Source organism: Amycolatopsis magusensis (assembly GCF_017875555.1).
Taxonomy (GTDB): domain Bacteria; phylum Actinomycetota; class Actinomycetes; order Mycobacteriales; family Pseudonocardiaceae; genus Amycolatopsis; species Amycolatopsis magusensis.
Genome location: NZ_JAGGMS010000001.1, coordinates 8,730,867 through 8,754,873 on the forward strand (window position 1 = coordinate 8,730,867; position 24,007 = coordinate 8,754,873).

At 69.8% G+C, this 24,007-nt stretch carries 25 protein-coding genes; 5 read left to right on the forward strand and 20 right to left on the reverse strand.

Annotated features, from left to right (window positions below; translation table 11 throughout):
• Positions 1-22 precede the first annotated feature (22 nt).
• The gene (locus JOM49_RS39240; protein ID WP_209669454.1) at positions 23-1,630 is read right to left on the reverse strand and encodes a KGGVGR-motif variant AAA ATPase; all 1,608 of its coding nucleotides are present in this window, start codon (positions 1,628-1,630) and stop codon (positions 23-25) included.
• Positions 1,631-1,633: 3 nt separating this feature from the next.
• The gene (locus JOM49_RS39245; protein WP_209669456.1) at positions 1,634-2,203 is read right to left on the reverse strand and encodes a TIR domain-containing protein; all 570 of its coding nucleotides are present in this window, start codon (positions 2,201-2,203) and stop codon (positions 1,634-1,636) included.
• 217 nt (positions 2,204-2,420) lie between these two features.
• Between JOM49_RS39245 and JOM49_RS39250 the strand changes: the two genes are divergently transcribed.
• Complete coding sequence (locus JOM49_RS39250; protein ID WP_209669458.1) at positions 2,421-3,410, forward strand: SEFIR domain-containing protein; 990 nt, start codon at positions 2,421-2,423, stop codon at positions 3,408-3,410.
• Between the two features lie 30 nt (positions 3,411-3,440).
• Here the strand turns inward: JOM49_RS39250 and JOM49_RS39255 are convergent, their stop codons facing one another.
• The 4 genes from JOM49_RS39255 to rlmN form a co-directional block, all read right to left on the reverse strand.
• Positions 3,441-5,237 (reverse strand): hypothetical protein, encoded by a 1,797-nt coding sequence (locus JOM49_RS39255; protein ID WP_209669460.1) that lies wholly within the window; start codon positions 5,235-5,237, stop codon positions 3,441-3,443.
• A gap of 175 nt (positions 5,238-5,412) precedes the next feature.
• Positions 5,413-6,363 carry a hypothetical protein gene (locus JOM49_RS39260; protein ID WP_308159024.1) on the reverse strand — a complete coding sequence of 317 codons (951 nt, stop codon included), beginning with the start codon at positions 6,361-6,363 and terminating at the stop codon, positions 5,413-5,415.
• Between the two features lie 307 nt (positions 6,364-6,670).
• Positions 6,671-6,946: a hypothetical protein gene (locus JOM49_RS39265; RefSeq protein WP_209669462.1), complete on the reverse strand. Its 276-nt coding sequence runs from the start codon at positions 6,944-6,946 to the stop codon at positions 6,671-6,673.
• A gap of 31 nt (positions 6,947-6,977) precedes the next feature.
• A complete protein-coding gene (rlmN, locus tag JOM49_RS39270; protein ID WP_209669464.1) occupies positions 6,978-8,084 on the reverse strand; it encodes a dual-specificity RNA methyltransferase RlmN in 1,107 nt (368 codons plus the stop codon).
• A gap of 119 nt (positions 8,085-8,203) precedes the next feature.
• On the opposite strand from rlmN, the gene JOM49_RS39275 reads away from it, so the two are divergent.
• A complete protein-coding gene (locus tag JOM49_RS39275; protein ID WP_209669466.1) occupies positions 8,204-8,815 on the forward strand; it encodes a PadR family transcriptional regulator in 612 nt (203 codons plus the stop codon).
• Here JOM49_RS39275 and JOM49_RS39280 read toward each other — a convergent pair.
• Positions 8,761-9,573: a class I SAM-dependent methyltransferase gene (locus tag JOM49_RS39280; RefSeq protein ID WP_308159025.1), complete on the reverse strand. Its 813-nt coding sequence runs from the start codon at positions 9,571-9,573 to the stop codon at positions 8,761-8,763. The two genes, JOM49_RS39275 and JOM49_RS39280, sit on opposite strands and share 55 nt — an antisense overlap.
• A gap of 152 nt (positions 9,574-9,725) precedes the next feature.
• Between JOM49_RS39280 and JOM49_RS39285 the strand changes: the two genes are divergently transcribed.
• Both JOM49_RS39285 and JOM49_RS39290 read left to right on the forward strand, forming a co-directional pair.
• Positions 9,726-10,571 carry a VOC family protein gene (locus JOM49_RS39285; protein WP_209669468.1) on the forward strand — a complete coding sequence of 282 codons (846 nt, stop codon included), beginning with the start codon at positions 9,726-9,728 and terminating at the stop codon, positions 10,569-10,571.
• Positions 10,571-10,927 (forward strand): VOC family protein, encoded by a 357-nt coding sequence (locus JOM49_RS39290; RefSeq protein ID WP_209669470.1) that lies wholly within the window; start codon positions 10,571-10,573, stop codon positions 10,925-10,927. The genes JOM49_RS39285 and JOM49_RS39290 overlap by 1 nt, the downstream gene beginning before the upstream one ends.
• Here JOM49_RS39290 and JOM49_RS39295 read toward each other — a convergent pair.
• From JOM49_RS39295 to rpsB, 5 genes are all read right to left on the reverse strand, one after another.
• Positions 10,924-11,796: a phosphatidate cytidylyltransferase gene (locus JOM49_RS39295; protein WP_209669471.1), complete on the reverse strand. Its 873-nt coding sequence runs from the start codon at positions 11,794-11,796 to the stop codon at positions 10,924-10,926. The genes JOM49_RS39290 and JOM49_RS39295 overlap by 4 nt on opposite strands.
• A gap of 19 nt (positions 11,797-11,815) precedes the next feature.
• Positions 11,816-12,373: a ribosome recycling factor gene (gene frr / locus JOM49_RS39300; RefSeq protein WP_209669473.1), complete on the reverse strand. Its 558-nt coding sequence runs from the start codon at positions 12,371-12,373 to the stop codon at positions 11,816-11,818.
• Positions 12,374-12,435: 62 nt separating this feature from the next.
• The gene (gene pyrH / locus JOM49_RS39305) at positions 12,436-13,182 is read right to left on the reverse strand and encodes a UMP kinase (protein ID WP_209669475.1); all 747 of its coding nucleotides are present in this window, start codon (positions 13,180-13,182) and stop codon (positions 12,436-12,438) included.
• 97 nt (positions 13,183-13,279) lie between these two features.
• Positions 13,280-14,104: a translation elongation factor Ts gene (gene tsf / locus JOM49_RS39310; protein ID WP_209669478.1), complete on the reverse strand. Its 825-nt coding sequence runs from the start codon at positions 14,102-14,104 to the stop codon at positions 13,280-13,282.
• 94 nt (positions 14,105-14,198) lie between these two features.
• A complete protein-coding gene (gene rpsB / locus JOM49_RS39315; protein ID WP_209669480.1) occupies positions 14,199-15,071 on the reverse strand; it encodes a 30S ribosomal protein S2 in 873 nt (290 codons plus the stop codon).
• A 376-nt stretch (positions 15,072-15,447) separates the two neighbouring features.
• On the opposite strand from rpsB, the gene JOM49_RS39320 reads away from it, so the two are divergent.
• Positions 15,448-15,984, forward strand: a complete 537-nt coding sequence (locus JOM49_RS39320) for a M23 family metallopeptidase (RefSeq protein ID WP_209669482.1) — start codon at positions 15,448-15,450, stop codon at positions 15,982-15,984.
• Between the two features lie 8 nt (positions 15,985-15,992).
• Here the strand turns inward: JOM49_RS39320 and JOM49_RS39325 are convergent, their stop codons facing one another.
• The 8 genes from JOM49_RS39325 to lepB all read right to left on the reverse strand — a co-directional run bounded on the left by JOM49_RS39325 (position 15,993) and on the right by lepB (position 24,002).
• Positions 15,993-16,991, reverse strand: coding sequence for a FliA/WhiG family RNA polymerase sigma factor (locus tag JOM49_RS39325; protein WP_245369626.1), 999 nt, complete (start codon positions 16,989-16,991; stop codon positions 15,993-15,995).
• A complete protein-coding gene (locus tag JOM49_RS39330) occupies positions 16,963-17,955 on the reverse strand; it encodes a tyrosine recombinase XerC (RefSeq protein ID WP_245371572.1) in 993 nt (330 codons plus the stop codon). Before JOM49_RS39330 ends, JOM49_RS39325 begins: the two co-directional genes overlap by 29 nt.
• Positions 17,956-18,132: 177 nt before the next feature.
• Entirely contained in the window at positions 18,133-19,320 is a 1,188-nt protein-coding gene (dprA, locus tag JOM49_RS39335) for a DNA-processing protein DprA (protein WP_209669488.1), read from the reverse strand.
• Positions 19,317-20,834 carry a YifB family Mg chelatase-like AAA ATPase gene (locus JOM49_RS39340; RefSeq protein WP_209669490.1) on the reverse strand — a complete coding sequence of 506 codons (1,518 nt, stop codon included), beginning with the start codon at positions 20,832-20,834 and terminating at the stop codon, positions 19,317-19,319. Before JOM49_RS39340 ends, dprA begins: the two co-directional genes overlap by 4 nt.
• Before the next feature lie 582 nt (positions 20,835-21,416).
• Entirely contained in the window at positions 21,417-21,797 is a 381-nt protein-coding gene (locus tag JOM49_RS39345; protein ID WP_209669492.1) for a YraN family protein, read from the reverse strand.
• Positions 21,798-21,929: 132 nt separating this feature from the next.
• Positions 21,930-22,253, reverse strand: a complete 324-nt coding sequence (locus JOM49_RS39350; RefSeq protein ID WP_113693489.1) for a DUF2469 domain-containing protein — start codon at positions 22,251-22,253, stop codon at positions 21,930-21,932.
• Positions 22,250-23,056 (reverse strand): ribonuclease HII, encoded by an 807-nt coding sequence (locus JOM49_RS39355; RefSeq protein ID WP_209669494.1) that lies wholly within the window; start codon positions 23,054-23,056, stop codon positions 22,250-22,252. Before JOM49_RS39355 ends, JOM49_RS39350 begins: the two co-directional genes overlap by 4 nt.
• Before the next feature lie 4 nt (positions 23,057-23,060).
• Positions 23,061-24,002, reverse strand: a complete 942-nt coding sequence (lepB, locus tag JOM49_RS39360; RefSeq protein ID WP_209669496.1) for a signal peptidase I — start codon at positions 24,000-24,002, stop codon at positions 23,061-23,063.
• Positions 24,003-24,007 lie beyond the last annotated feature (5 nt).

The following is a 24,007-nucleotide window of genomic DNA, read 5'->3' on the forward strand; positions in this document are numbered from 1 at the left end:
CCGTGGATCCAACGAACAAGCCCTAATTCCTGGCCGCACGCGCGTCGAGCACCCGCAACGCGAAGGCGATCGCCGTCGTCGTCGTCCGGGGCGCGGGCGTGCGATAACCGTTCTCCCCGCGTGCTGCCGCACGAGGCCTGATCGCCACCGCGAGGTCGGCCGCCAGTTCCCGCGCGCGGCCGGCGTCCCCGTCACCGATCGCGATGACCAGGTCCTGCACCACCTCGTCCACCAGCTCCCACAGCAACGGCCGCAACTGCGCCCGGGAAACCTCCCGCAGCGCGGCGGCGAGGTCGACTTCGCCGGTGTCGACGAGCGGGGTATTGCCGTGGAGCTGGTCCACCAGGCTCTGCGCCACGTCCGCGGGTCCGCGTGCCTGGTCCAGCCGCAGGTAGCGCAGGTTGCCCACGTAACCCGGCAGCGCGCTCGGGTCGGCGTCCCCGGTGAGCACCGGGATGAGCCGCCGGTCCTGCCCCAGCGTCCGGTGCAGGAACAGCTCGACCTCGGCCTCCTGCCAGCGGCTCACCTTCTGGTCGACCACCAGGCACAGGTGCCGGGCGTCGTCGGCCTTGGGCAGCATCGACCGGTCGCCCGACAGCGACTTCCGCGCCCGCAGACCCCGTTGTTCCAGCGCCCCCTCCAGTTTGCCCGCGAACTCCAAAGTGGACCGAGTCGTGCTGATCACGAATTCGTAGGCGAAATCGTGCTTCGCGGCCCGCGCGGAGGTGACGTAGGCGTCGCGGTTCTCCGCCAGCAGGTCCGTGCGGTCCAGCTGGTGCGCGATGACGGCCGCCAGCGTCTCCAGCGCGAAACCGATCTGATCGGCGCCGGGGCTGGACTCGAGCAGCGCCGGGAGTTGCTCGCCGAAACTCCAGTAGGAGACGTAGGGCAGTGTGAGGTGGCGGGACATCACCTCGGGCGGGACGTCCTGGTAGACCCAGTCGCGGAACAGGTGCTTGGTCAGCTTGACGCAGGTCTCCCGCCACTTCTCCGACCGGTCGTACTCCTCACGGGTGTCGAACCGGGACAGCACCGGCAGCACCGGCAGGCGCGGCCGGTCGAAGGGCAGGCGGTCACGGGCGGCATTGGCCCGGCGGGCGATGTCGAGCACGCCCCGCAGGCTCTGCATGTTCGCGGTGAACAACACGACCAGCTGGTCCGGGAGGTGGGCGGTGCAGATGCCGCCGATGTCGGAGATACCGGTGCGGCTGTCGAGCAGGACGTAGTCGTAGTCGGCCGTCCACTGCGCGCGACGGGCTTCCAGGAAGTCACCGAAACCCTTGTCGTACAGGCTTTCCCAGTTGATCGCCTGCACGCGGGAGGTGTAGTCGTCGTCCGCGCGACCGGCCGCCATGAAGTCGAGGGTCCCCTCGGCGGCCAGCGAGGTGATGTGCGTGGCCCGGCCGGCCTTCCCGGCGAGGAAGTCATCGACCAGGTCCACCACGCCACCGGTGGGTTCGGCGCGCAACATCGGCCGGAAGTAGTCGAGCAGGCCCGGCGCCTCCAGGTCCCAGTCCACGCACAGCACCCGATGACCCCAGCGGGCCAGCAGCACGGCGACGTTGGCGAGGGTGAAACTGCGGCCGACACCGCCCTTGTAGGAGTAGAAGGTCACCACGGTGCCCGGCATCGGTCAGAACCTCGGCAGTCTGGCCATCGGGGGCGGGCCGACGACGGGGGTGGCCACCGGCCAGTCCGGCCGCCAGGCAGGCGCCTGGTCGAGCAGGTCCGCCAGTTCCTCGGCGACGTTCGTCAGTTCGCTGTGGAAGTCGAGGTAGTCCAGTGACATCTGGAAGTGCTCGTAGGGCTTCGCCCACTGCCTGAGGTCACGCATCCGCCGCTCGTGCGCCCAGGGCGGAAAGCTCTTGGAGTCGCAGAAGATCACCGGGTAGATCAGGGTCCGCACCCCGCCGCTGTGCGCTTCCCGCTGTGCCATCGAGTGCCACTCGGTCAGGCACCACTCGTCGCGGAAGTACTTGGGCGAGCACACCGGGACCAGGATCCGCGTGTGCAGCAACGCCTTCTTCAGCTCGTCCGGCCAGCGGGTACCGACACCGAGCTCGGCGTCGCAGAAGACCCGTGCCTCCCGGTCGAGCTGGTTGTCCAGCAACTCCAGCAGGCGCGGGTGGAAGTGGGTGCGCACCCAGGCGGGCACGGTGTGGTCCTCGCGCCGATAGCTGATGAAAACGTCGTACTCGTACACCGGCGCGGCCACCCCTTCGTACCGATCATCGGGCCGGGCGATCGTAAGTCGCCGCCGACAGCGAGAAACAGACGAGAAACGTGACAAAACCAGGACAGATCCACTCGCGGTCAAGGAATGGACAGAACCGTGACAAGCTGGGGACAAGCCCTTGCCACGCCGGGAACACCGCCGAGAATGCTTGGCACGCAACGACGATCCCGTTCGAGGAGTACCGATGCCCGGCCAAGAAGTACCACGGTTGTTCATCACCTACGCGCACGATTCACCGGAACACAAGGACCGCGTCCGCGATTTCGCCGAATACCTGCGCGTGCGGATCGGTTTGGACGTGCACCTGGACCAGTGGTACGACAACAAACGACGCGACTGGTCGGCGTGGGCGATCGAGCAGCTGACCGAAGCGGACTTCGTGGTCGTCATCGCTTCCCCGGACTACAAGCGCCGGGCCGACGGCGCGGCGCCAGCACACGAAGGGCGTGGCTCGCAGTTCGAAACGGCGATCCTGCGCAACGACCTGACCAAGGACCTGCGAGCCGCGACCGAACGGATCCTGCCGGTGGTCCTGCACGGTCAGTCGGCCGAGGACGTCCCGGCCTTCCTCAACGCCTACTCCACCACGAGGTTCCACGTCGAGGCCTTCTCGGCGGAGGGGGTGGCGGAGCTGATCGCGGCGATCACCGGCCAAGGTGCCCACCCGATGCCCGAGCGCGGCCAGTGGCTGGGTGGCAGAGCAGCCGAAAGCCACACGGAGGACCGGGTTTTGCTGGCGAACGGCCTTCCGTGGCTGGCCAGCAGCGCACGCATCCGGTCCGGCACCGCCCAGATCAACGGGGTGTCCTACGCGGACAGCATCGTGTTGCGTCCCGGCTCGGGCACCGTGGAGTCGCTCGGGTTCGTCGACATCGAACTGGGCGGCGGGTACCGACGGCTGACCGCGGTCGCCGGCGTGCTCGACGACGCCGACGAACCGTTCCAGGTGGGGGATTTCCGGGTCGTCCTCGACGGCACTCCCCAAGCGGTGTACCGGGCGGCGTTCGGCACCCCGGTGGCGATCGACCTCGACCTCACCGATGTGCTGAAGCTGCGCCTGGAAATGTGCCGCCCGGACCCCGGGAGCACCCCGTCGCACGCCCAGCCGGGGAACAGCCTCCGGCCGGGCCGGCCTCCGGAACTGGCGTGGGGGAACCCGAGTCTGTCCACCTGAACCAGCGCCGGAGGCGCGACCCCGGCGGTCCTACTCGCTGCCGATGACGAACAGGTCGTCCCAGAGCGCGGTGACGGTCCGGCGCGCGTGGTGCAGGACCTCGTCGAGCAGGGTCAGGCTGCACACGTCCCGGCTCGACCGGCCCGCCGCGAAATCGGCCCTGGCCAGGTCGTGGGAGGCCCGCAGCAGATGGGGCTGGACGAGGACCACCCGCGTGCGGTCGGTCGCCACCCTGGCCTTCAACTGGTGCACGAACTCCGCGCTGGTGATCCGGTTGCCCGCGTGCCAGGCCGCCGGGGTGGCGATGCGGGGTGCGGACAGCCGCTCCGCCAGCAACTCCGTGTCCAGCAACCGGATGTTGTCCACGGCCCGGCTGACCACCTGGGCGAACGGGGTCACCGCGATGCGCCTGCCCCGGCCGGCGCTGTGGGCGGCGCTGACGTGGATCGCGGTCAGCGTGCCGTCGTCGGTGAGGTGCAGGAAGTCGGCGACCTCTCCGGCACCGTCGTCGCACAGCAGCCACTCGCCGCCGAAGCGCCGGACGACCCAGGCGTAGAGCGAGTCGTCGCCGTGGGTGGCGATGGCGTGGTGGACCGCCTGGTCCTCCCCGGTGGCGGGCTTCGCCTTCATGACCGCGAAACCGGAGAAGTCCTCGAAGGCGAGGTTGGGGTAGGGGGTGGAGTCCAGCTCCCGCCGGACCACCTGGTGACCGTCGAACAGGTGGCCTGACTCGTAGTACACGGTGAGCAGGTTGTCGTCCGCGATGGCCTCCTTGACCTCGCGCGCGATCCCCTCGGTCGCGGGCACACCGCTGAAGCGCACGTCGAGGCGGACGGTCCCGGCGTCCTCGACCGGTTTGACCACCAAGGTGCCCGCCACCGCGCCCTGACGGCCCACGTCGACGAACGCCTGCGCGGAACCGGAATCACCGCGCACGTCGAGGATGGCCGAGCGGATGAGCTCGGCGCGCTCGGCCCGTTCCTCATCGGCGTCGGCGGGCACCTGCACCAGAACGTCGTAGGCACCGCGAACCTGGCCGAGGTCGACCTGCGGAACGGCGGCTTCGGCGGTCCGGGGCGCGGGCAACTCCTCGGCGCTCAGCGCCAGTTCGACCGTGCGAAGGACCTCGCCGACGGCCGCGAGGAACATCGCGAACGGCGAAGTCCGCTTCCACGAGACCCGGAAGCTCCCCGGGGAGACGGTGATCAGATCGCGCAGCAGGGCGCTCTCGTCGTCCGGCAGGTAGGCGACCTTCGCGGCCGACAGCGCGTACTGGCCGTCCTCCAGCGCGGTATCGGCGTCGTCGGGACGGCGCTGCCCTCCTCGGAGCCACAGCATCTTGCCGTCGCCGCGGAAGGTCTCGGTCAGCCGGTCCGACGGGACGAACCGGAACGGTGTCGCCTCCTGGCGCAGCCACCGGCTGATCCTGGTGTCTCCGGCGAAGGTCGAATACACGGCGACCAGCCGACGCCGGCGGACGGCGACGGACAGCTGGTTGGTGACGTCGACGAAGCCGGCGTCCGGTTCGGCCCAGCCCGGCGTCCCCGTCACCTCGCGAGCGATGCCGAGGATCTGTTCAACGCCCAGCTCGTCCACCGAGCCGACCTCGTCGCCGAGGTCGCCGGGACGCAGATCCACCTCGGCGAGCAGGCGGGCGTTGTCCCCGGCACCCGGGTCACCCGCGGCCTCGCGCAGGAACCGGTGCAATTGTTCGAACGCCTGCTGGGGGTCATCGGCCGTGCATTCCAGCAGGATCACGGACAGGTACGGTTTCAGGTCGGTCAAGCGCAGCTTCGGCAGCGCTGCGTCCGCACTTGGAAGGGTCATGGCTCAGGGAACCTAGACAGCGGAACCCTTGTTGCACCAGGGAAAGCGGACCGAAATCGGGACCTGACCAGCAATTGTCCAGAAGGGCGCGGCCGGTGTCCTGTCCGCGGTCACCGCCCAGCGGGGTCGGATAACCGTTCCCACTACGAGGGTGGACCGGCCACGAGTCCCGGGTTTATTCCGTCCAACGCACGCCGTAAGCGAAACCCGGCACCAGATCGCGGAATTCGAGGTGGATTTCCCCCGAGCCGTCCGGCACCAATACCGGCCCTTTGACCCCATTGTTCTTGGCGTCCTCCTGGAACACCTGGTCCAGCAGCAGGATCTCCGCCGGGGCCGGCGTGGGAAAGCGCACGTGGAGTTCGAAGAGGTCGACCGGGTGCCGTGGCACGCAGACGTAATGCGGATACCGGAAAGCGGCCCGGAATCGCAGGGCGAGTTCGTGCCGCTCACCGCGGCGCAGCGGCGACGGCAGCCGCAACGCCAGCCCGGCCCGGTCGCTGGACTCCATCACCCTGGCGGCCAGCAGTCCACCGTGGAACACGTCGACCTGGAGGTCGTCCTCGCGCACCGAGCGACCGCTGTCCACCGGCGTGGTCAGGGTCAGTGCGAGGTCGAGTTCGGCGATGTCGTCGGCGTCGGCGACGATCCGGCGGAACTCGAACGCCTCCGGCACCGGCTGGTCGAGCGACAACGTCACGCGCAGGTTTTCGGTGTGCCAGCTACGACTCGGGTCCCCGGGCGCGGCCGCCGGTGCCGCGGCGAGGGCCAGTTCCGCGACCTGCTCGATGCCCTCGTCGATGCGACGGCGGATCGTCCGGTCGTCGCGGTCCAGTTCGCGGGCCGCCCAGTGCACGCGCTCCTGGTAGAACGGATTGCGGGCCTGTTCGTGCAACCCCAGCGCCGCCAGCACCACCGTGCTCAAATCGGTGGGCAGCGGGGCGATGAGCGCACGCAGCCGATCGGAAACCTTCCGCCGGATCTCCGCGGCGTCCTCGTTGCCGGAAATCCGGCACACCGCCCGCAACGCCGGCCCGACGCGTTCGCCGAGCTGGGTCGCGGAAATCCCGCGGCCCTTCCGCAACAGTTTCAGTTCCTGCACCAGCACCGTCGCGCTCACGTTCACCAGACCTCCCACGCGGCTCACCGATGAGCACCAATACTCATCATCGCCATCCACCCTGTCCAGCCGGTCAACGAGCGCCATCACGATCGTTATGCCGTGGTTTCCTTTCCCGGCAATACGCAGAACAGGGAAACCATTGCCACCCACACCGACGACGCAATGCACTAATACAATCGCCGGAGGCGCTGAGGCGCCGGATCAGCTACCGCACAGTCATACCGTCGTCGCGGGTGCGCGGGGCATCACCGGTGGACGCCCGAAGTTGGCAAACCGCAACCAACCAGGGCGTGGGACCATCCGCGGTGGGTCAGCGGGTGGAGAGCCAGGGGCTGAGCAGGGTTTCCAGGTCGGCGTCCGACAGGGCGCGCGGGCCGTTGTCGAACTCGTGCCAGCGGGAGGCTTGGCAGGCAGCGTGGAATTCGACGTCGAAGGCGCGCATGAGCACGTAGGTGAACGTGCACGAATCGAACCGCTCGCCGAGCAGCTCACGGGCGACGCGGGCGACGTCCGTGGCGCTGCGGCCGGTGACGTCGGTGAGCATCAACTTCTCCGCCGCCGGGTCGAGCAGGCTGGGGGCAAGCATCAAAACGGACTCTCCATCATCGAACTACCGCTCAGCCTTCGGCGGCGAGCTGGCCGCAAGCCGCGGCGATTTCCTGGCCTCGTGTGTCCCGCACCGTGCAGGAGACACCGCCCTCGTTCACCCGGCGCACGAACTCGCGCTCCACCGGCTTCGGCGAGGCGTCCCACTTCGACCCCGGCGTCGGGTTCAGCGGGATCACGTTCACGTGCACCAACTGCTTCAAGTGCTGCCGCAACCGCTTCGCCAGCAGATCCGCCCGCCACGGCTGGTCGTTGATGTCCCGGATCAGCGCGTACTCGATCGACACCCGGCGCCCCGACGTGTCCGCGTAGTACCGCGCCGCGTCCAGCACCTCGTCGACCGACCACCGGTTGTTCACCGGCACCAGCGTGTCCCGCAGCTCGTCGTCCGGCGTGTGCAGCGACACCGCCAGCCGCACCTGCATCTTCTCGTCCGCCAGCTTCCGGATCGCCGGCGCCAGGCCCACCGTCGACACCGTCACCGAACGCTGCGAGATGCCCAGCCCGGCGGGCGCGGGGTCGGTGATCCGCCGGACCGCCGCCACCACGCGCTTGTAGTTCGCCAGCGGCTCGCCCATGCCCATGAACACGATGTTCGACAGGCGTCCCGGCCCGCCCGCCATCTCGCCGTCACGCATCACGGCGGCGGCCGAGCGGACCTGGTCCACGATCTCCGCGGTCGACAGGTTCCGGTCCAGCCCGCCCTGCCCGGTCGCGCAGAAGGGGCACGCCATGCCGCAGCCGGCCTGGCTCGAGATGCACAGCGTCGCCCGGTCCGGGTACCGCATCAGCACGCTTTCCACCAGCGTGCCGTCGTGCGCGCGCCACAGCGTCTTGCGCGTGCTCCCGTCGTCGCACGCCAGCGCCCTGACCTCGGTCAGCAGCGGCGGCATCAGCTCGCCGACCAGCCGCTGCCGCGACGCGGCCGGGATGTCGGTCATCTGCTCGGGGTCGACCGTCAGGCGCGAGAAGTAGTGGTTCGACAGCTGCTTCGCGCGGAAGGGCTTCTCACCCAGCTCGGCGACGGCGGCCGCGCGCTCCTCGGCGGAAAGGTCCGCGAGGTGCCGCGGCGGCAGCCCGCGCTTGGGCGCGTCGAAAACAAGGGGGAGGGCAGTCATAACGGGTTCATTCTCCCACGTCCCCCCAGTGTGACCGAGCTCGCGGCCTGCTGGTTGCCAAACGAACGGTTCCGATATATCGTAAGTACATCGCAAGCTAACGAGAAAGGATCACCACCATGCGACCACCCTTCGCACATGAATTCGGCAGGCGCGCCTTCGGCCCACGCGGACCCTTCGAGGACTTCGCCGGCGGCTGGGGCTTCGGTTTCGGACCGCGAGGACGCGGCCGGGGACCCGGTGGCCACCCGCGGCACGGCGGACGACGGGGACGCCGCGGTGACATCCGCGCGGCCATCCTGTTGCTGCTCGCGGAGCAGCCGCGGCACGGCTACGAGATCATCACCGAGATCAGCGAGCGCAGCGACGGGCTGTGGAAGCCGAGCCCCGGCTCCATCTACCCGACCCTGCAACTGCTCGCCGACGAGGGCCTGGTGACGGCCACCGAAGAGGGCGGCAAGCGCCTCTTCCAGCTCACCGACGAGGGCCGCGCCGCCACCGAGCGGCTGGACACCCCGCCGTGGGAGACCATCACCCGCGACGTCGACCCGAACGAGGCCAGCCTCCGCTCGGCGAGCATGTCCCTGATGGCCGCGGTCTTCCAGGTCTCACAGGCCGGCACCGCCGACCAGCAGGACAAGGCCGTGCGGGCGCTCAACGAGGCCCGCCGGACGATCTACGGGGTGCTCGGCGAGGACGAACCCGACCCCGCCGACGAAGAAACCGAATGACCGGGGACGACCAACCCGGTTGGCTTGCGGCGAACGTGCACGCGATAGCCAACCGGGAAGGTCACCGCACCGCCGGAAGCGTTGCGGCGTAACACTTCCGCCGTGGCCTTCGCGGCGACGGCGGGGCTGAACTCGATCTTCAGCACCTGCTCGGCGCCCGCCGCGTCGTCGAACGCCCAGCGCGTTTCGACCCGGCGGCAGCCGAAGCCCTCCTCGGCGAAGAACCGTTCCACGCCGGGCGGGTCGTAGTCGGGCAGATCGGCCCGCATCCAGTTCCCGTACGGCTCGTGCGTCACGTCGAGGTCGACGATCACCAGCACGCCACCGGGTCGCAGCACCCGCTCCGCCTCCCGCAACCCGGGCTCGCAGCCGGGACCGAAGAAGTAGGCGGTCCGCGCGTGCACCAGGTCCACACTCGCGTCCGCGAGCGGAAGTCGTTGTGCCGCACCGTGGAGCACCCGCACGCCGGTCAGTCCGGCCACCCGTTCGCGGGCGCGGTGGACCAGTGGCGGATGGGGTTCGACGCCGACCACCGAGCGCGCCGAAGCGGCGAACCGCGGGAGGTGGAAGCCGTCACCGCAGCCGACGTCGAGCACATCCAGCCCGGCCCACTCGCATTCCTCACCGAGCACGCGCCAGATTTCGCCATCGACGTCCTGCGCCCGGTTCTCCAGCTCGTACGCCGCCGGGTAGTACCAGATGTTGGGGCTGGGCAGGATGTCCACCGTCGGCCGGTGGCGGAAAAGGGAGCGCCGCACGCCTACAGCCTAGGCGGCGCAGGCAAATCCTGTCCGTTTTCACCGAAAAGTCCCAACCTCGCCCGGTTTGATTGCCGCTCGATGACTTTGGGTTAAGCACAACCCCCGGCCGAGTCGTAAGATCGGGCTACCGAAGCCGAGGGAGCTCACTCATGTCGGTTGGTTCGGCCGCCACACAACCCCTTCTGTCGCCGGGTGTCCCCTGTTGGGTGGAACTCGCGAGTCCGGACATAGCCGAAGCGGAAGCCTTCTACAACGGGCTCTTCGGCTGGAGCTTCGAGCTCAAGCGCGATCCGGCCACCTCGGACGGGCGCTATTCGCTCGGCTCGTACGGCGGGTTCGCCGTCGCCGGGATGTACCGCGCCGCCGCGTCGCAACCGCCGGGCTGGACCGTGCACCTCTCGGTGCACAACACCGCGGGCACCGCGGAGTGGGTCGAGCACCTCGGCGGCGTGGTCACCCTGGGGCCGGTCGAAATCCCCGGCCGCGGCAACATCCTGCACGCGCTCGACCCAACCGGCACGCCGATCGTCTTCTGGCAGCCCGGCCCGTCCTGGGAGTTCGCCACCGGCGCGCCGAACACCTTCTCCGGCGCCGATCTCAACACCACCGACGGCGCGGTGGTCGACCAGTTCTACTCGCGGCTGTTCAACTACAACGTGCACCACATCGGCAGCGAGACCATCGACTACGCGGAATGGCGGCTGGACCACCAGCCCGTGCTCTACCGCTACGTGATGGGCCCCGAATACCGCGAGGGCACGCCGGCGCACTGGATGATCTACTTCCAGGTCGACCCCGCACGCGGCACGGACGCCGCGGCCGGGCACGCGCTGATGCTCGGCGGCACCGTGGTGGTGCAGCCCTACGACACGCCGTTCGGCCGGGTGGCCGTGCTCGCCGACCCGCACGGCTCGGTGTTCTCGGTGATCGACCACACCCAGGTGATCGACGCGCAGTACGCCGGCGCCGAGGTCGACGACCCCTACGACGACTGATGCGGCTGCACGTCGGCTCGGTGGTGCTGGGCGTTTCGGACGTGCGGCGCGCGGAAGCGTTCTGGTGCGCGGCACTGGACTACCGCCCGCGCGAAGAAGGGGACGAGACCTGGGTGGTGCTCGCCCCGGTCGACGGCCAGGGCCCGTACATCTCGCTGGGCCGGTCGGAAACGCCGATCCAGGAGAAACCACGTGTGCACCTGGACCTGTACAGCGCGGACCAGGCCGGGGAGGTCGAGCGCCTGCTCGGCCTCGGCGCGTCCCGCGTGGACTGGGCGGACTACCCCGAGGACGCCGATTTCGTGGTGCTGGCGGACCCCGAGGGCAACCGGTTCTGCGTGATCGACAAGTCCTAGGCCGGTACGAAGGCCGAGAGCAGCAGCCAGGACACCACGGCCGACGGCAGCAGCGAGTCCAGCCGGTCCATCAGGCCGCCGTGGCCGGGCAGCAGGTTGCCCATGTCCTTGATACCCAGGTCGCGCTTGATCAGCGACTCCATCAGGTCGCCCAGGGTGGCCACGCAGACGATGGCGGCACCGAAGAGCACGCCCTGCCAGACCTGCCCGTCCAGCAGCAGGGTCAGCGTCAGCGACCCGGCGACGATGCCCGCGAGCATCGAGCCGCCGAAGCCCTCCCAGGTCTTCTTGGGACTGATCGTCGGCGCCATCGGGTGCTTGCCCTTGAGCACGCCGGCGATGTACCCGCCGGTGTCGGAGGCGACCACGCCGATCATGAAGGCGAGCACGCGCCCGACGCCGTCCTCCGGCGGCACCAGCATCGCCGCGAAGGCACCGAAGAGCGGCAGGTAGGCGGCGGCGAACACCGAAGCGCCGACGTCGCGCAGATACCCGTCCGCGCCGCCGGGCAGCCGCCACAGCAGGCAGGCGAGCACGGTCAGCACGAACGCGGTGAGCGCCCCTTCCCGGCCGAACGGCCAGGCCAGCCAGATCATCGCCTGCCCGCCGACGAGCACCGGGACCAGCGCGATCCGGATGTTCGCCGCGCGCTTGAGCGCTCCGGCCAGTTCGTAGGTGCCCACCGCGATCGCCGCCGCGATCACCCCGATGAACAGGAAACGCACGGTGAACAGCGAAACCAGGATGACGGCACCGAGCGCCACCCCGACCCCGATCGCGGCCGGCAGGTTCCGGCCGGCCCGCGAGGCCTTCGCGGCCTTTTCGGCGGGCCCCGCCGAATCGGCCGCGTCCTCGCGTTCCTCGCTCACGCTCGTCTCCCCCACCGGATCAGACCTCGAGCAACTCTGCTTCTTTGTGCTTGACGAGCTCCTCGACCTGGCCGACGTAGTTGTCGGTCAGGTTCTGCAGCTCCTTCTCCGCACGGGTGACGTCGTCCTCGCCCGCTTCGCCGTCCTTCTGGATGCGGTCGAGCTCTTCCTTGGCCTTGCGGCGGACACTGCGGATGGACACCTTGGCGTCCTCGCCCTTGCCCTTGGCCACCTTCACCATCTCCTTGCGCCGCTCCTCGGTGAGCTGCGGGATGACGATGCGGATGATCTGGCCGTCGTTGCTCGGGTTGACGCCGAGGTCGGACTCGCGGATCGCCTTCTCGATGGCGTTCAGCTGGGTCTGGTCGTACGGCTTCACGATGGCCATCCTGGCCTCGGGGATGTTCACGCTGGCCAGCTGGTTCAGCGGGGTCGGCGCGCCGTAGTACTCGACGACGATCCGGGAGAACATCGAGGGTGTGGCCCGGCCGGTGCGTACCGAGGTGAGGTCGTCCTTGGCGACGGAAACGGCCTTTTCCATCTTCTCCTCGGCGTCGAGGAGGGTCTCGTCGATCACGGCTACTCCTTGCTCGTATAGCGCCGCTGGATGGTGTTCTCCGCCAGATGATCCCAGCAGGTCTAGGCGGGCACCCCAACGGCGGGGGTGCTGACCAGGGTGCCGATCCGCTCACCGCCGACCGCGCGGGCGATGTTCCCTTCGGTGAGCAGGTTGAACACGATGATCGGCATGTTGTTGTCCATGCACAGGCTGAACGCGGTCGCGTCGGCCACCTTCAGGCCCTGCTCGAGCACCTCGCGGTGGGTGATCTCGCGGAACATCCGGGCACTGGGGTCGGTCTTGGGGTCGGCGGTGTAGACACCGTCGACGGCCTTGGCCATCAGCACCACGTCGCAGCCGATCTCCAGCGCGCGCTGGGCGGCCGCGGTGTCGGTGGAGAAGTACGGCATGCCGACGCCGGCGGCGAAGATGACCACGCGGCCCTTCTCCAGGTGGCGCTCGGCGCGGCGCGGGATGTAGGCCTCGGCCACCTGACCCATGGTGATCGCGCTCTGCACGCGGGTCGGGACGCCTTCCTTCTCCAGGAAGTCCTGCAGCGCGAGGCAGTTCATCACGGTGCCGAGCATGGCCATGTAGTCGGCGCGGTCGCGGTCCATGCCGCGCTGCGAGAGCTCGGCGCCGCGGAAGTAGTTGCCGCCCCCGATGACGATCGCCATCTGCACGCCGGTCCGGACGACTTCGGCGATCTGCACGGCCACCGAGTGCACCACGTCGGGGTCGACCCCGACAGCGCCGCCGCCGAACATCTCGCCACCGAGCTTCAGCAGCACCCGCCGGTAGGCCCCGTCGGACCGCTCCGCTGTCATGTCGTCCTCCGCGTGTTCAAGGGTTGTCAGGTGCCTCTTCGCAACCGTGCCCCGTCCCCGATGCGGCGGAGACGGGGCACGTTGCCGGTACTCTTGCTCAGGCCTGGCCGACCTCGAAGCGGGCGAACCGGGTGACGGTCACACCGGCCTCGTCCAGCAGGGCCTTCACGGTCTTCTTGTTGTCGGTCACCGACGGCTGGTCGAGCAGCACGGTGTCCTTGTAGTACGCGTTGACCTTGCCTTCGATGATCTTCGTCAGGGCCTGCTCGGGCTTGCCCTCTTCGCGCGCGGTCTGCTCGGCGATGCGCCGCTCGGCTTCGACCTTCTCGGCCGGGACCTCGTCGCGGGTCAGGTACTGGGCCTTGAGCGCGGCGATCTGCAGCGCGGCGCCGCGGGCGGCGTCGGCGGCACCCTGGCCCTCACCGGTGTACTCGACCAGCACGCCGACGGCCGGCGGCAGGTCGGCGCCACGGCGGTGCAGGTAGGTGGCGACGGTGCCGTCGAAGGCGGCGACCCGGCGCAGCTCCAGCTTCTCGCCGATGCGCGCGGACAGGTCGTGCACCGCGTCGGCGACGGTCTTGCCGTCCAGCTCGGCGGAGCGCAGCTTCTCCACGTCGTCGGTGCGCACGGTCTTGGCGACCTCGACGATCTTCGCGGCGAGGGCCTGGAAGTCGGCGTTCTTGGCGACGAAGTCGGTCTCGGAGTTCAGCTCGACGAGCACGCCGCCGTCCCCGGCGATCAGGCCTTCGGCGGTGGCGCGCTCGGCGCGCTTGCCCACGTCCTTGGCGCCCTTGATGCGCAGGAACTCGACGGCCTTGTCGAAGTCGCCGTCGTTCTCCTCCAGCGCCTTCTTGCAGTTCATCATGCCGGCGCCGGTGAGCTCGCGCAGGCGCTTCACATCTGCGGCGGTGTAGTTCGCCATCGTGCGTTTTCCGTCCTTCTTCGGTACGCGCAGGGATTCGAGTCAATGGCCCGCGTGGCCGGACCGGGGTCCGGCCACGCGGGCGAAGGGTGGATCAGGCGGAGGTGGTCTGCTCCGCGGGCGCCTCGGCGGGGGCGCTCTCCGCTGCCGGAGCGCTCTCGGCGGCGGGGGCGTTCTCGGAGCCGGAAAGCAGCTCCTTCTCCCACTCGGCGAGCGGCTCGTCGGAAGCGACGCCCGGCTCCGGCTTGTCCTTGCCCTCGGCGGCCGAGCCGTTGCGGCCCGAGCGGGCCATCAGACCGGCGGCGGCGGCCTCGGCGACGACCTTGGTCAGCAGCGCGGCGGACCGGATCGCGTCGTCGTTGCCCGGGATCGGGTAGTCGACCTCGTCCGGGTCGCAGTTGGTGTCGAGGATCGCGACGACCGGGATGTTCAGCTTGCGCGCCTCGCCGACGGCGATGTGCTCCTTCTTGGTGTCCACGATCCACACGGCGCTGGGAACCTTCGCCATGTCGCGGATACCGCCGAGGGTCTTCTCCAGCTTGTCCTTCTCGCGGGTGAGCGTCAGGATCTCGCGCTTGGTCAGGCCCTGGAAGCCACCGGTCTGCTCCTGCGACTCGAGCTCCTTGAGGCGCTGGAGCCGCTTGTGCACGGTCTGGAAGTTGGTGAGCATGCCGCCCAGCCAGCGCTGGTTGACGAAGGGCATGCCGACGCGGAGGGCCTCGTTCGCGATGGCCTCCTGCGCCTGCTTCTTCGTGCCGACGAACAGGATGCTGCCACCGTGCGCCACGGTCTCCTTGATGAACTCGAAGGCGCGGTCGATGTAGGTCAGCGTCTGCTGCAGGTCGATGATGTAGATGCCGTTGCGCTCGGTGAAGATGTAGCGCTTCATCTTCGGGTTCCAGCGCCGGGTCTGGTGCCCGAAGTGCACGCCGCTGTCGAGCAGCTGCTTCATGGTGACGACGGCCATGGCCGGATTCGCACCTCTTCTGTGTCGTGCGCCCCGGGACCGGCCCGGTGACGCTTGCTCGGTTGCCGCGACCGCCCGGGTGGCCGGTCGCCCTGGTGCGGTGCCGATGCCCGAACCCGTTCGGCGCTGGGCGCCGGATGGGACCGCCGGGCATCGTTCGTTCCGGGTGGAAATCGTGCTGGCCCACCCCGAGCATGCACATCGCACGCGAAGTCGATCCGCTCTTCCGCAGACCGCGCGAACAGTGTACGCCTCCGCTTTGCGGGGCCGCTCACCGGCGGCCGCGAAACCCCCGGCCCATCCACAACGCCACCGGTTGTCCACAGATTCCCCGCTCGGCCCCCACCACCCCGCCCGTCCCGGCAGAGTCCCAGTCATGGACCTCCCACCCATTCTCCCACGTCACCGCATCCCCCAACTGGTGCTGGCGCTGCTGGCATTCGGCGGCCTCGGCCTGCACAGCCCGGCCGTGCTCGCGGTCGCCGCCGAGGAGCCGCGGTTCACCTGGCCGCTGCACCCGCGTCCCCAGGTGATCCGCGGTTTCGACGCGCCGGAGAGCGACTTCGGCCCCGGCCACCGCGGGGTCGACCTGGCAGCCACCGCGGACCAGCAGGTGCTCGCGGCGGGCACCGGGTACGTGGTGTTCGCCGGGACGATCGCCGGTCGCGGGGTGGTGTCGGTCGACCACGACGGCGACCTGCGCACCACCTACGAGCCGCTGGTGCCCCAGGTCGCCGCCGGGGACCAGGTGTACTCGGGGCAGGTGCTCGGCGCGGTCGTCGCCGGGCACCCGGAGTGCACGGTCGCGGTGTGCCTGCACTGGGGCGTGCGCCGCGGGCTGGAGTACCTGGACCCGCTGCCCCTGATCCTGGAAACCACACGGCTACGGCTGAAGCCGTGGGACCCCGGTTGACGTGTCAGTCAGACACCGGCCTGCTCGACGAGCTTGGCGCGCAGGCGGAGCACCGCCCGGGTGTGCAGCTGGCTGACCCGCGACTCGGTCACGCCGAGCACCTTGCCGATCTCGGCGAGGGTGAGGCTCTCGAAGTAGTAGAGGCTCACCACGATCCGGTCGCGTTCGGTCAGCTGGGCGATCGCCTCGGCCAGCTGGCGGCGGTTGTCCTGGTCGACGAGCACGGCCACCGGGTCGACGGCGTCGTCGTCGGGCAGGGTGTCGACCAGCGAGCCGCTGTCCTTGCCCACCGCGACGAGGTCTTCCAGCGCGACCACGCTGGTGAGCTGGAGCTGGCCGTAGAGGTCGCGCAGGTCGTCGACGCTGATCTCGAGCTCGGCCGCCAGTTCGGCGTCGGTCGGGGTGCGGTTGAGGCGGGCGCCGAGGCGTTCCATCGCACGCTCGGCTTCCCGGGCCCGGCTGCGGACCACCCGGGGAACCCAGTCCTGAGAACGGAGGTCGTCCAGGATCGCACCACGGATGCGCTGCATGGCGTAGGTCTCGAAGCGCAGCCCGCGCTCCGGCTCGAACTTCTCGATGGCGTCGACCAGGCCGAAGATGCCGGACTGCACCAGGTCGCCGACGTCGACGTGGGTGGGCAGGCCGGTGCCGACGCGGCCGGCGACGTACTTCACCAGCGGCGCGTAGTGCAGCACCAGCCGATCGCGGAGGCGCTGCTCGGGCGCTCGGGCGAACTGCCGCCACAACGCGTTGATGCCCGCCTCCACGTCACCGGTCTCGCTCGGGCTGGTCTCGGTGGCGGTCACGGGACTGCCCTTCGCTGCGGATGTCTCAGAGTCCCGCTGAGAACGCGCTGCGTCACCGGGCAAATTGCCGTCTTCAACTGCACTCTCAGGTCGGTCTCCGTGCTCGTGCTGGGTGGTTCGGTCGGGCGGTTCGCCGGGTGGCGGGAAGGCTGTCCCCCCGCCGCCCCCGCGATCAGCGGGCACGGGGGTGGGTCCGGTCATGGATCGCCTTCAGCCGCTCGACGGTGACGTGAGTGTAAAGCTGAGTGGTGGCAAGCGTAGCGTGACCGAGTAGTTCCTGAACGCTGCGAAGGTCAGCACCACCCTCCAGCAGGTGTGTGGCAGCCGAATGGCGGAGGCCGTGCGGCCCCATGTCCACCGCGCCGGGCACCGAGCCGACCCCGTCGTGGACCACCCGGCGAACCGAGCGGGGGTCCAGCCGGCCGCCTCGGACGCCGAGGAAAAGCGCCTTCGCCGCAGCCCCGTTCGCCCGCTCCACCAGCACCGGACGCCCTTCGTCCAGCCAGGACCGGAGTGCCTTCTCGGCGGGCACGCCGAACGGCACGGTCCGCTCCTTGCCACCCTTCCCGAGCACCCGGACCACCCGGCGGTCGAACTCCACATCGCCCACGTCGAGCCCACACAACTCGGACACCCGAATGCCCGTGGCATACAGCAGTTCGAGCAAAGCGTGGTCACGCAGCGCAACCGGATCGCGTTCGGCCGCCCCCGCGCTCGACGCGCTCATCACCTGCTCCGCCTGCTCCGGCCGGAGCACCCCGGGCAAGGTCCGATGCGGCCGTGGTGCCACCAGCCGGCTGCCCGGATCCTGCTCGAGCTTGCCGACGCGATGGGCCCACGCCGTGAACGTCCGCGCCGCCGCGGCCCGCCGGGACAACGTGGTCCGGCTGACCCCGGCCTGGTGCTGTTCGGCCAGCCAGGCCCGCAACTCCCCCACGTCCAGCCCGGCCAGCGCCGCCACGTCCTCGGCCGCCGCTTCGCCGCCGTCCTCGGCGCCGTCGTCCGCGTTCCCGACCCCGTGCAGGTAGCCGAGCAACGAAACCACGTCGCCCACATACGCCCGGACCGTGTGGGCCGAAAGCCCGCGCTCCAACTCCAGGTGCCGCTCGTACTCGCCGACCAGTTCACGAGCGTTTCCGGGCAACGCGGCCCGCAGGCGCACCAGGCCTCCGTGCCCGCGTGCCTTCACCCCCCGCTCAATTTCGGGGACGCTTCGTGACGACATGCCCGAAACGCTGGGGGATCACCGGCGCGTGGTCAAGCATCGCCACACCCTCCCGGCAGAACGAGGTGATATCGCTACTCAAAGCAACCATTCGACGGCCGCCGCCCCGGGAGTTCGTCACTGACCTTGGTGGCCTCCTCCCGCGGGTGTCACCGGGCGTGATCGACTGGTGAGGCGCCACCCGTCTTCGGCCCGCGTGGCCAGGCCGTCGAGTTCGAGTTCCGGCAACACCGCACGGACCCGGTGGATCGGTACACCCGATTCGGTGGTGATCTGCTCGGCGGACCTGCCCGCCCGGAGTTCGAGCGCTCCATGGACGCGCATGGCCTCCTCGCCGAGGCCGTCGGTGGACCGGCGTGGCCGCGGGGTTCGGCCGGCCAACGACGAGTCGAGCTTGCCGACGGTCTCGATCACGTCGGCCAGCGAACCGACCAGCGTCGCGGCCGACTCGCGGATCATCTGGTGGCAGCCCGCCGACATCGACGAGCCGATCGGCCCCGGGACCGCCATCACCACCTTGCCGAGCACGCCGGCGGTGGTCGCCGTGTTGCGCGCCCCGCTGCGGACACCCGCCTCGACGACGACCGTGCCCTCGGTGAGTCCGGCGATCAGCCGGTTGCGTACGAGGAATCGGTGCCTCGCCGGCGGTGTGCCGAAGGGGTATTCACTGATCACGAGTCCGGTCTCCGCGATCTTCTTGAGCAGCCCGGCGTGGCCCGCCGGGTAGCCGGCGTCCAGGCCGCAGCCGAGCACCGCCGCTGTCACCCCACCGGCGGCGAGCGCGCCTCGGTGCGCCGCACCGTCGATGCCGTACGCAGCCCCGGAAAACACCGGCATCTGGCGCTGAGCCAGGCCGTACGCGATCTCGGTCGCGGTGTGCTCGCCATAGCCCGTTGCCGCTCGCGCTCCGACGACCGCCACCGCGGACATGACCGCTTCGTCGAGCCTGGCGTCGCCGCGGACCCACAGCGCGATCGGCGGTGCGAACCCGCGCAGGCCGCGCTGGGTCACCTGATCGAACGGGAGCAACGGCCAGGCAGGCCATTCGCCGTCCTCCGGCACGACCAGCCGGGCCCCGTTCCGCTCGGCCTCCGCCAGGTCAGATTTCGCCCGATCGAGTGTCCGGCGGGCGGATGTCTCGGCCAGCACAGCCTCCGGACACTCGCCCTCGCGCACCAGTCTGGCCGCGCGAACCGGCCCGTACACACGGATGAACGCGGTGAGCGCCATCGCGGGTGGTTCGGCCACCCGCAACAGATACGACCTCGCGAGCCGGATCTCCGGGTCGGCGCGTCTCTCGGTCATGCCGCCCGCCGATCACGAAAGCCGAGCGCGGCAGCCACATGGTCCGCCTCGGGGCGATCGACCTCCGCCAAATCGCTCAACGTCCATGCGACGCGGAGACAGCGGTCCACGCCGCGAGCGGTGACCGCGCCCATGTTCAGGCTCCGGTCGAGAAGGGCGGTCGTCTCGCGTGGCAAAGCGTATTCGCGGCGGAGTACCGGCCCCGGCACCTCCGCGTTGGTGCGCCAGCCGTGTTCGGCCCAGCGCTTGGCCGCGCGATCCCTCGCGTGGAGTACGCGATCGCGCACCCTCGCGGTCGGTTCCGGCTCGTCGAATTCGTGCGTGTGAGCGTGCATGGCTGTCAGCGGGCGCAGGCGGACGGTGAGATCGATGCGGTCGAGCAAAGGCCCGGAGAGCCGACCGAAATAGCGGCGCCGGACGGACGGTGAGCACGTGCAGTCGGCTTCTCGCGGTGGCGCGCAAGGGCAGGGATTTGTCGCCAGCACCAATTGGAAGCGGGCGGGATAGCAGACGACGCCCTTCCGCCGGGCGAGCCGGACTTCGCCGTCTTCGAGGACTGTGCGCAGGGATTCGAGGCGCTCTCCGCCGAATTCGCAGACTTCGTCCAAGAAGAGGACGCCTCGGTGCGCGCGGCTGATCATGCCGGGCTTGGCGATGTCAGCCCCGCCGCCGATCAGTGCGGCGAGCGAGATGCTGTGGTGTGGATCGGCGAACGGCGGGATCCGGATGAGCGGGGACGATCGGGACAGCTTGCCCTCGATCGAATGCACGGCGGTGACTTCGAGCGATTCCTCGCGGGACAGTTCCGGGAGCAGGCCCGGCAATCTCCGGGCGAGCATGGTCTTCCCGACGCCGGGTGGTCCGACGAGCAGCAGGTGATGACCGCCTGCCGCGGCGACCTCCAGTGCCCAGCGTGCTTCCGGCTGGCCGATCACGTCGGCGAGGTCGGCCACGGACGGCGGTGGGATCTCGTCGGCCGGTTCGGGGCGGGGAAGGCTCTCGATGTCATCCATCCAGGCGAGCAGATCGCGAAGGCGGCCGGCGCCGAGGACCTCCATGTCGTGCACGAGCGCCGCTTCGAACATCGAGTCGATGGGCACCACCGCTCGCTTGAGCCCTTCCCTGCGGGCGGCGAGCAACGCGGGCAGCACGCCGGGCACCGGACGGATCCGGCCGTCGAGCGCGAGTTCACCCAGCAACACCGTGCCGAGCAGCTTGCTGCCGGACACCGCGCCACTGGCGGCAAGCACCGCGGCGGCGATGCTGAGGTCGTAGCCGGAGCCGAGCTTCGGGAGGTTCGCGGGCGAGAGGCCGAGGGTGACGTGCTGTTCGGGCCACTTCTGACCGGAGTTGCGCACTGCCGCGCGGACTCGGTCCTTGGCCTCCTTCAACCCCGGGTCGGGCAGGCCGACCAGTTTCATGCCGGGCAGCCCGGCCCCGATGTCGGCCTCGACTTCGACCACCCGGCCATCGATGCCGAGCAGGGCCACCGACCAACTGCGTGCCAGCGGCATCTCAGCTCACCCCTTGCCCGGGGCAGCCCGGGCTTGAAGCAGGCGCCAACGGCCGGTTGTCTGTGGGCGCCATGTCAGCTCGTCCTCCGAGTTGGAGGATGGTGACGCTCGATCGTCGCTGGATGAGGACGATCGCTGTGAGCCGGACTTTGCGGCGGCGCAATGCTGGCACCACGAGCCTCGGCCCGAGGATGAGTGCCAAGGCAACTCGAAGTCTTGGACCATGAGGTGGAACGTTGCTGGACGTGGGCCGCGAGATCGGCGGAACGAGAGCGCTGAGTCGCCTGGGCTTGCGGCGCGGCATGGGCCCCGGGAACCCCAACCTGGCGAAGATCGCCCGATGGGCTTGAGATCCCGGCCCCGGCCCGGCGGTGGCAGGAGGCGGGGTCGAGTGGGCGTCGCGGCGGGCGGATCGGCGGCGGGACGGCAGAGATGCCACGAGCCTCGATCTAGCGGGGAGCGGGTGGGCGGCTCGCGACTCCGGCTCGGTGGTGGAGTGGGCGTCGCGGCGGCGGGATGGCATGGGTGCCATGAGCCCCGGCCTGGTGTGGGGTGGGTGGGGGCGTAGGGAGGCGGGGGCCATTAGAAGGCTCCCTGGATGTGGGTGAGCTCCGGTTCGCCGGTGGGTGGGTGGTGGATGGCGATGACGTCGAAGCGCAGGGGGCACCAGCGCACGCGGAAGTGCTCGAGCCAGCGGCCTGCCAGGCGGCGGATGCGGGCGGCCTTCTCCGGGTCCACGGCTTCGGCGGGCAGGCCGTAGCCGGTGCCCGAGCGGGTCTTGACCTCGCAGACGACCAGGGTGCGGCCGTCGGTGGCGACCACGTCCAGTTCGCCTTCGCGGCAGCGCCAGTTCCTGGACAGGATGACCAGGCCCGCCCTGGCCAGGTGCGCTGCCGCCAGCTCTTCGCCGCGGCGGCCCAGTCGTTGTCGTTGTTCGTATGACGGCCGCGCCTGCGTCCCCATCACGGCTACTCCCCCGGGGTCGGTGATCGTTGGTTGACGATCACGACGGTGCCAGGGCGGAAAGATGCAGGCCAGAGGGTCGAAGCGGGGCTGTGGACAACTGGGGGGCTGTGGACAACCCGGCCGTCAGGGTCAGCCGGAGAAGGGACCGCCTTCCGGCAGGCGCAGGTCGGGCTTGTCCAGCTCCTCGACGTTGACGTCCTTGAAGGTGATCACGCGGACGTGCTTGACGAACCGGGCGGGGCGGTACATGTCCCAGACCCAGGCGTCGGACATCCGCACCTCGAAATAGACCTCACCACCACCGTCGCGGACCTGCACGTCCACCGCGTTGGCCAGGTAGAACCGCCGTTCGGTCTCCACCACATACGCGAACTGGCTGACGATGTCGCGGTACTCCCGGTACAGCGACAGCTCCATCTCGGTCTCGTATTTCTCGAGATCCTCGGCACTCATGAAATCCGGGCCCCTCCTTGCGAGTTCACGTGCCAGTCGGCGGCGAAGAGTCCATTCTGACCCAGACCGTCATCCAGGGCACGCACCGGCGCCGCCGTGGCGTGCAAAGCCGCCGCGGTGAGCAGCACCCGATGGGGTGGCTCGCGCCGGTGGACCGCGGCCGCGACGGCCACGTTGGTGTAGGACCACCGGTGCACCGCGCTGGGTCCGTGCTCGGTCAGCGCGGCGCCGTGCTCGGTGGTGGTGTACCCCTTGTGCACGTCGAAGCCGTACACCGGGTACTCGTCGTGCAGATCCCCCATGATCCGGTCCCTGGTCACCTTGGCCAGCACGGACGCGGCCGCGACGCAGGCGACCACGCGGTCCCCCTTGATCACCGGCAGGCTCGGCGCCGGCATGCCGGGCACCCCGAAGCCGTCGGTCAGCACGTAGCCGGGCGCGGTCCGCAGGTGGGACACGGCGCGCCGCATGCCCTCGACGTTGGTCACGTGGATGCCGCGGGCGTCGACCTCCTCGGTGGGGATGACCACCACCGCATAGTCGACCGCCCTGGCCAGCACGCGTTCGTAGACCCGCTCGCGGGCGGCCGCGGTGAGCAGTTTCGAGTCGGTCAGCTCGGTCAGCCGGGCGCCGTCACCGGGTTTGAGCACACAGGCGGCGACCACCAGCGGACCGGCGCAGGCGCCCCGCCCGGCCTCGTCCACCCCGGCGACCGGGCCGAGGCCACGCCGTTCCAGCGCGGCCTGCAGCCCCCACGAACTCTCCCCGCGGATGACCGCGCGTGGCGGCTTCAGCCCTGTCACGCGGCTAGCGCTTCCGGGTCGCCGCCCCGCGCAAGCCCGTTCCGAGCTTGCGACCGGCCCATACCGTCGGCCAGGCGGCCACCACGCCGATGCCCAGCGGGATGCCCTGCTGCCAGGCGGGTGCGCTCATGCCGAGCACAGCGGGCTGCGCGGCTTCCTGCGGGTTGTGGTCGGTCACGCCACCCCAGCGGCCCGGCGGCAGCACGATGATCCTGGCCTTGCCGATGATGTTCTCCAGCGGCACCGCACCACGCTCGCCACCGCCGCCCTGCATGCGGGAGTCCGAGGAGTTGTTGCGGTTGTCGCCCATCACCCAGACCGAGCCGAGCGGTACCTTGACCGGCTCGAACGGGGCCTGCACCCCGGTGCCGTCCTCGAAGTGCAGGTACGGCTCGTCGAGCGCCTTGCCGTCGACCACGACGTGGTTCTGCGTGTCGCAGCATTCGACGGTCTGGCCCGGCATCGCGATGATGCGCTTGACGAAGTCGCGCTCGTCGGGCGGCGCGAGGCCGAACACCGAGCCGATGCTCCGGAAGAACCGGCCGACCGGGTTCGAGGACTCCTCCGGGAGCGCCTCGTTCTCCACCCACGGGTCCGGACCCTTGAACACCACCACGTCACCGGGGGTGGGGTCGACGAAGTCGTAGGTGATCTTGTCGACCAGGATGCGGTCGCCGGTGCACCCCTCGCAACCGTGCAGGGTGGTCTCCATCGACCCCGAGGGGATCATGTAGACGCGGAAGAAGAACTGCTGGATGACGAACGTCAGCGCGAGCGCGACGACGATCAGGATCGGCAGCTCCACCCAGAACGGGCGCTTCTTCTTCGCTTTGCCCTTGCCACGCTTGCGGTGGGCACCGCCCTTGGTCTCCTCCGCGGCTCCGTCGTGGTACTCGGAGCGTTCGGGATCGTCCTCGGCAGCGTTTGAAGACACAGGTTCGGCCACGACGC